Source organism: Brachyspira catarrhinii, assembly GCF_005518285.1.
In the GTDB taxonomy this organism is placed as follows: Bacteria; Spirochaetota; Brachyspiria; order Brachyspirales; family Brachyspiraceae; genus Brachyspira; species Brachyspira catarrhinii.
Genome location: NZ_SJDU01000107.1, coordinates 1 through 6691, shown reverse-complemented (window position 1 = coordinate 6691; position 6691 = coordinate 1). Strand labels below are relative to the sequence as shown.

General features: G+C 31.2%; 9 protein-coding genes. 7 read left to right on the top strand and 2 right to left on the bottom strand.

The genetic code is table 11. From position 1 onward, the window contains the following. The first annotated feature begins 62 nt into the window (after window positions 1–62). From EZH24_RS05475 to EZH24_RS05460, 5 genes are all read left to right on the top strand, one after another. Complete coding sequence (locus EZH24_RS05475; RefSeq protein ID WP_137998133.1) at window positions 63–650, top strand: hypothetical protein; 588 nt, start codon at window positions 63–65, stop codon at window positions 648–650. A gap of 119 nt (window positions 651–769) precedes the next feature. Beyond that, complete coding sequence (locus tag EZH24_RS05470; RefSeq protein WP_137998132.1) at window positions 770–1525, top strand: hypothetical protein; 756 nt, start codon at window positions 770–772, stop codon at window positions 1523–1525. A gap of 77 nt (window positions 1526–1602) precedes the next feature. Then, on the top strand, window positions 1603–1776 hold the full coding sequence (locus EZH24_RS14010) for a hypothetical protein (RefSeq protein WP_161976103.1): 174 nt from the start codon (window positions 1603–1605) through the stop codon (window positions 1774–1776). Next, entirely contained in the window at window positions 1773–2048 is a 276-nt protein-coding gene (locus EZH24_RS05465; RefSeq protein ID WP_137998131.1) for a hypothetical protein, read from the top strand. Before EZH24_RS14010 ends, EZH24_RS05465 begins: the two co-directional genes overlap by 4 nt. Then, complete coding sequence (locus EZH24_RS05460; protein ID WP_137998130.1) at window positions 2035–2229, top strand: hypothetical protein; 195 nt, start codon at window positions 2035–2037, stop codon at window positions 2227–2229. Before EZH24_RS05465 ends, EZH24_RS05460 begins: the two co-directional genes overlap by 14 nt. Window positions 2230–2233: 4 nt before the next feature. Here the strand turns inward: EZH24_RS05460 and EZH24_RS05455 are convergent, their stop codons facing one another. Both EZH24_RS05455 and EZH24_RS05450 read right to left on the bottom strand, forming a co-directional pair. Beyond that, a complete protein-coding gene (locus EZH24_RS05455) occupies window positions 2234–3223 on the bottom strand; it encodes an ABC transporter ATP-binding protein (protein WP_137998129.1) in 990 nt (329 codons plus the stop codon). A gap of 48 nt (window positions 3224–3271) precedes the next feature. Then, the gene (locus tag EZH24_RS05450) at window positions 3272–4612 is read right to left on the bottom strand and encodes an NfeD family protein (protein ID WP_137998128.1); all 1341 of its coding nucleotides are present in this window, start codon (window positions 4610–4612) and stop codon (window positions 3272–3274) included. Between the two features lie 308 nt (window positions 4613–4920). Here EZH24_RS05450 and EZH24_RS05445 point away from each other — a divergent pair, with 308 nt between their 5' ends. Continuing rightward, the gene (locus tag EZH24_RS05445; RefSeq protein ID WP_137998127.1) at window positions 4921–5994 is read left to right on the top strand and encodes a ribonucleotide-diphosphate reductase subunit beta; all 1074 of its coding nucleotides are present in this window, start codon (window positions 4921–4923) and stop codon (window positions 5992–5994) included. A 14-nt stretch (window positions 5995–6008) separates the two neighbouring features. Beyond that, on the top strand, window positions 6009–6691 hold a 683-nt coding region (locus EZH24_RS05440; protein WP_236847081.1), incomplete at its 3' end, for a ribonucleotide reductase N-terminal alpha domain-containing protein.

Sequence of the window (6691 nt, the reverse complement as noted above, 5' to 3'; positions counted from 1 at the left end):
CCTAAAGTATAAATAATATACTCTTTTTTTATTTATTATGTTAAATAAAAAAGGAATAATACATGTCAAATATACAATTATCTCCGCATTTCAAATTATTTGAATTCTGTAATACTTCGAGCGGAAAAAATGTTATTCAAGCGAATAGAGAATTTGCAAGTAAAGAAGAGAATATAAAAAAGCTATCTATATTAAGCAATGAAATATTAGAACCAATCCGAGCGGAACTCATTAAAAAAGAAAATAATTTTAATTGCAAAGTTTTGAGAATAACGAGCGGAGTTAGAACGAGCGGAACGAGAATAGCAAACGCATCGGCGACAAGTCAACATAATCACTGTGAGGCTTGCGATTTTGTCGTTGACGGAACTTTAGAAAATACATTGCGATTATATAGATTAATAAAAGAAAAAAAGATAAAGAACTTGAATTATGATTTAATAAGTCAATGTATTTTAGAGAGAAAAAAGCGTGCGGACGGCTCGTGGTCATGCTGGATACATATTGCGATTAAAACTGATAGATTTATAAAGCAACGACAGAAAGCAAACAGAAATTATAGCAAGTTTCCAGAATTTTTTACCTCGCTTGACGGTTTCAATTATGTTTTATCGACTGAAGCGAACTTTAAAAAATATGTCGAGGTTTAAGCAATTATGAAGGTTTTTCATTTTTTTTCTCTCTCAATTTTGAATGCGCCAGCCCGTTTTTTAGTATCTAACGATATTTTTTTCGGGCTGGTAATATATTATGTAAAGCGAGGGCTTAATTGGAAATTAATATAATAGTTATATGTATCACGGCAATAATCATAACATTTTTTATCTATATGTTGTTTAAAGACAAGGCTGGCGGGCAAGTCGAATGGGATACCAAAACGGGAAAAATCAAATTTAAAAAGTCTGCCGAGAAAGTTATCGAAAGGCAACAAAACGAAATTGACAATATCGTTGATTATTATAGAGAATACAAGCCTAAAATATCTGTAAAAAGATTAGACGCTTATAAATCTTTTTGTATTGCTATAGCATTTTCGACTATATCTATTTATAAAGATGTTTCACGGTTTATGCGACATAACAATATTACTGACATGCATATAGCCGACTATGATACTTACATACTAAAAAAAATAGATTTTATATCTTCGACTTATAATAATAATTTCAAAAACAGCGGAAATGAAATATTAAAGAATATATCGGTTAAAGATATTTTAGGGGCATACTCTACTTTAGCAAGGCAAATGATAAAGGACTTTTTTAAGACTTGCTATCAAACGCATTTACAATTAAACGAAAGACGACAAGAGAATGTAAAGAAAATGAACGAGCAAACAGACAACCCAGCCGAACGGCTTAATCTTTTATATAGTTTAATGTTAAATCAAATGAACGATGCTTTGGATAAAGACGAAGAGGCTTTATATAATCTAATGCTTGAAATAAATAATGTATTGATAGGGCTTTGGCATGATATATTGCTTGAATATATAGACGAAGAGGTTAAACAATATGGGAAGTAAAATAGCGGGCTTTTTTTGGCTATGTGTCTGTATATGTTGGATATTGTTTTTAGTCGGTAATATTTGGAGGAATAAAGATGATTGAAACTACATTATTTTGGCTTCTGCCCGCTTTTAGCGTATTCATATTTATTTTAATTTTGTTAGTAATAAGTTTCACGGCTATATGCTATGCGATAGAGGAGGGAGACAATGACAAAGATAACAAACGAATTTATAGAAAAAATGAGGAGGTTGAAAAAGATTTATGATAAAACATCATGCAAAGTCAATAAGTAATATATTAAAAATAATCATAGTCGGATTTATTTTTTTTAACTATATGTATCAATCAAAAGTGGCGGGACATCCGCTCACGGCAGACGAGGGAAAATGTTTACTTTATATAGCAATATGCGGGTTTTTAATTTTATGTCCGATTGACGCCAGCATTTTTATAAAAAATTTAAAATCTATTAAAAATATAAACGCTAAAAGCGGGCAGAAGCCAAAAGAAGAGGATAACGACAATGAAGATGCTTGAAGATTGTATTAATGAAATCTACCGCAAATCCGAACTCGCAGATAACGATAACGAAGAATTAATGACTTATGACGAATTGGTTCAACATTTATTAGAAAAACATAAAAACATATACGATGCTAACGGACTAACGGAAGAAGAGCGATATTACAAAAAATTATATAAAAGATTAAAACTATAGATAGTTATTTGATAAATAGACATGCCGACGCAACATGCGAGCCTACATTTTCCAAATCGGGAGATTTAATTTTGCATTCTTCCTTCGCGTATATGCATCTCGGATGAAATCTGCATCCCGCTGGAATATCCGAAGCGTTTGGAATCTCTCCTTTTATCGGAAGCTCTTTTATAATATTTACTCTACCCGCCGAAATATCTGGAACTGCTTCAATTAGGGCTTTGGTATAAGGATGTTTTGGATTATCTATTATCTCGTCAGCGTTTCCTATCTCTATTATTTTTCCCAAATACATAACGGCTATTCTGTCGGCGAAATATCTTGCGGTAGATAAATCATGCGTTATATAAATATAGCTCAAATTTCTTTTTTCTTGAAGTTCTTTCATCATATAAAGAATTTCCGCTCTTGTCGACAAATCAATCATTGAAACGGGTTCGTCCGCAATCACTAATTTTGGATTTAATATCAAAGCTCTCGCTGTCGCTATTCTTTGTCTCTGTCCGCCCGAAAGCATATGCGGATAAACTTCCGCAAATTCTTCGCTAATTTTTACATCTTTCAAAGCGTTTATAACCATCTCGTTATAAGTTTCTTCGTTTCCTTCGATTTTGTGAATATATAAAGGTTCTTTTAAAATATTTTTTATTTTGAATCTCGGATTCATAGAAGCGTAAGGGTCTTGAAATATCATTTGAACTTTTTTTCTATAATTTTTTATCTCTTCGTTTTTGAAAGAATTTATATTTTCATTTTCAAATAAAATTTCTCCTTCGGTTGGAGTGATTAAATTCATTATAAGTTTTCCTACTGTCGTTTTACCGCTTCCCGATTCGCCGATAATCGCGAGTATCTCTCCTCTTTTTACTTCAAAATCGATTCCATCAACCGCTTTTATTTCTTTGTTTTTTTTCAAAAGAGTTTCTATTATATTGACTTTCGGGTAAAAGTATTTTTTAACATTTTTCAGTTTTAATATTATATCGTTATTCATAATATTATTTTATATTGAAATTGAAAAAATTTATATAATTTTTTTTGATTAATCTTTTACTTCTTTTATAACTATTTTATTTCCTTCTACAAGAATGACTTTTATTTTTACGCCTTTATTTATAAATTCTCCTTCGGTTATGGCGTCATATTTTTTGTCGTTAATTATAATATTCCCCGAAGGTCTAAAAAATGTGTCGGTTATTCCTTCGCATCCGAGCAAATTATCGTAAGAAACGCTCGAATGATAGCCCGCCGTGTCGGTTTCTAAAGCCACGATATTTTTGAAACCTTTTGATTTTAAAATGAATCTCGCCAAAATAATTATAATGACAATATCGGCTACAAGCGAAACGAAGACAACCAAAGTAGCTTGAGCGATATTGTTTATTCCAAAAGACATAAATATTCCCGCTACAATTCCCAATATTCCAAGTATTCCCGTTATGCCAAATCCCGGTATGACGAAAATTTCAATAGCCAAAAGAACTATTCCAAGAAAAAATATTGCTGGAGCTAAAAAACCGCTTTCTCCTACAAAAACTTGAGCAAAGAAAAATATTGAAAACGCGATTATTGAAATTACTCCGCCAATTCCAAATCCCGGAGTTTTTAATTCTATATATACTCCGATTATTCCTATTGAAATTAGAGTGCTTAAAACGGCGGGATTGATTAAAAATCTTAATATATAATCGTATTTTTCTTCTTCGACATTTATTATAGTCGAGTTTTCAGATAGATTTCTTAATTTTATTATATCGATTATCGAATTAGCTTTTCCATCGGCAATATTTACTTTTAACGCTTCTTCAACGCTTAAAGTGAGCAGAGTTTTATCATCCAAATCTATCCCATCGTTTCTTTTCGATAAAATAATCGTCTCGTCAACCATGGCTTCGGCAATCCGAACATTTTTTTTGCTTCTTTCGGCAGACGAACGCATAGCCGCCCGCATCGCGCTTATTTCTTTTTCGCTCGCTTTTTCAATTTCGTTTCCTTTCATATAAACGGGAGTCGCAGCTCCTATTATGCTTCCGTCCGACATATAAATCGCTTCGCAACTTAAAGATATTAAAGCCCCCGCGGAAAGCGCGTTTTTATTTATATATGCAACGACTGGAATATCGCTTTCGATTATATAATTTTTTATAGAGAGCGCGGAAGATAATAATCCGCCAGGCGTATCGAGTTCCAATATTATTAAACTTGCGCCTTCGTCTTCCGCTTTTTTAATCGCTTTTTTTATATAAGCCGCATACCATCTGTTTATCTCTTGAAATTCCAATTTTTTAATAACATAGACTTTCGCGTTATCTTGAGAAAAAATATTCTTTGATATAAAACCTATAAAAATAATCGTAAATATAATAAATATTTTTTTATTCATAATTTTTTCCAATTGATTTATTAATAATTTATAGTTTTGATTATATATTAAAAATGAAATATTCTAAATACATTTTTTATTTTGTTATAAAAAATAACATATGAATTCATATTTTTAATATACAGTTATTATAATATTATCTATTTCTATAGATTTATATTTAATATTTGATATGTAATTATTTACTATTCCATATTATATCGTATAAAAACAAACGGCAAATTTGACAAATAAAAAAATATAAATAAAATATAAATTCAAAATTATGTTAATCGTTTATTTACTATTAATAAAGGGGTATTAATTCAATGAAAGTAATAGATATAAGTAAAAAACCCGAAACCGAAAAAATATTTTTTGGAGATTTCGGGCATTATATAAGAATCGATTCTATAAGCCATGAAGTCGCAAGAAAATTAAAAGAAGCGAGCGAAGGAAATACTTGGTTTTCAAAAGAAGTGGATTATAAATCGGATAAAACGAGATTCTCGACTTTACCAGAAGATGCGCAAAGGGCGTTCAAGTTAAATATCGCCTATCAAACTTTAATGGATAGCGGAGTGACAAGCGGTTTTGCGGCGATTTTGAATAGAATAGTTTCAAGTTCAATTTGGTCTATTCTATATTCGAGGATAGCGATAGAAGAAGTTATTCATGCCGAGTCTTATTCTTACGGACTTTCGGAGGTTTTCGCTCAGCAGGCTACGGAAACTTTGGATTTGGTTTATAACGATGAATTTGTAAAACATAGAATGGAGAAAGAAGTCGAACTTTTCGATTGTGTCGATACTTTATGCAATATTGAAACTTCAAAAGCGACTTTGGATGAAAAGAAGCAGGCGGTTTTGAAATTGCTAACGGGAATATATTTGCTTGAAAGCGTTAAATTTCCTTTTTCATTTTTGGTGACATTTACGATAAACAACAGTTATAGCGATGCGATTACGGGATTTACAAAAACTATAAAACTTATAGCGCATGACGAATTGAATGTTCATGTTCCTACGGGAAAAAATGTTTTGTCGATACTACGAAAAGAAGGCAGTCAAGGTTTCAAGCATTTATTCGATAACGGTTGGTTTGATAAGACGGCTAAAGAGATGACGGATTATACCGTTGCCGAAGAGATTAAATGGGCGAAATATTTATTTGACGAGAAAGAAGTTCTTGGAATCAATTCTTCTATAAGCGAGCATTTTATCAAATATTGGGCGGGAGTTCGACTTAGAGATATTGGAATTGAAACGGAATATTTGAAAGAAAAAAAGTCCGATATAATAGATTGGTTTAATACTTACAGAGATATAAATAAACAAAACGCCGCTTTGCAGGAAGCGACAAATATATCTTATCAAAAAGGAACGCTTAAAAACGATTTGTAATTACGGGGCAGATTATGATAGAATTAACTAAAGACAAAAAACATATTATTATAAAAAGGGACGGAAGAGAAGAGCCTTTCAACGAAGAAAAATTAAAAAAAGTTATAAATTGGGCAACGGATAATAAAGAAGTGTTTACGAACGCTTTACTTCAAGGGCTTAATATAAAAATTAACGATAAAATGAAAATCGAAGTTTTATATGACGAGCTTATAAATACTGCGGTTAATAAAATAAGTCCGCTTTATCCGATTTACGACACGATAGCCGAAAAACTTTATTTAATGAAAATCTATAAAGAAACGGCGGGACTCAAAAAAATCGGCAGTTATCCGCATATAAAAACTTTCTTAAAAAAAGGCTTGAAATATAAAATATACGATAAAGAAATAATAAAACATTTTTCAGAAAGAGAACTTGATAAAATTAATTCTATGATAGAACCGAATAGAGATTTGCTTTTTACTTATAAAGGACTTGCCATATTCAATAGAAAATATTGTAAATCTATAGGAAATAAAAAATTGGAACTTCCTCAAATAACCTATATGGTTGCGGCGATGTTTTCTTTTTATGACGATGTTTATAAAGGCGAAAATAAAGTAATGTTTGATAAAAGCAGAAACGACAGATTGAAATATATAAAAAGAACTTACGATATGCTTTCAAAACATGAAGTTACTTTTGCCACGCCAAG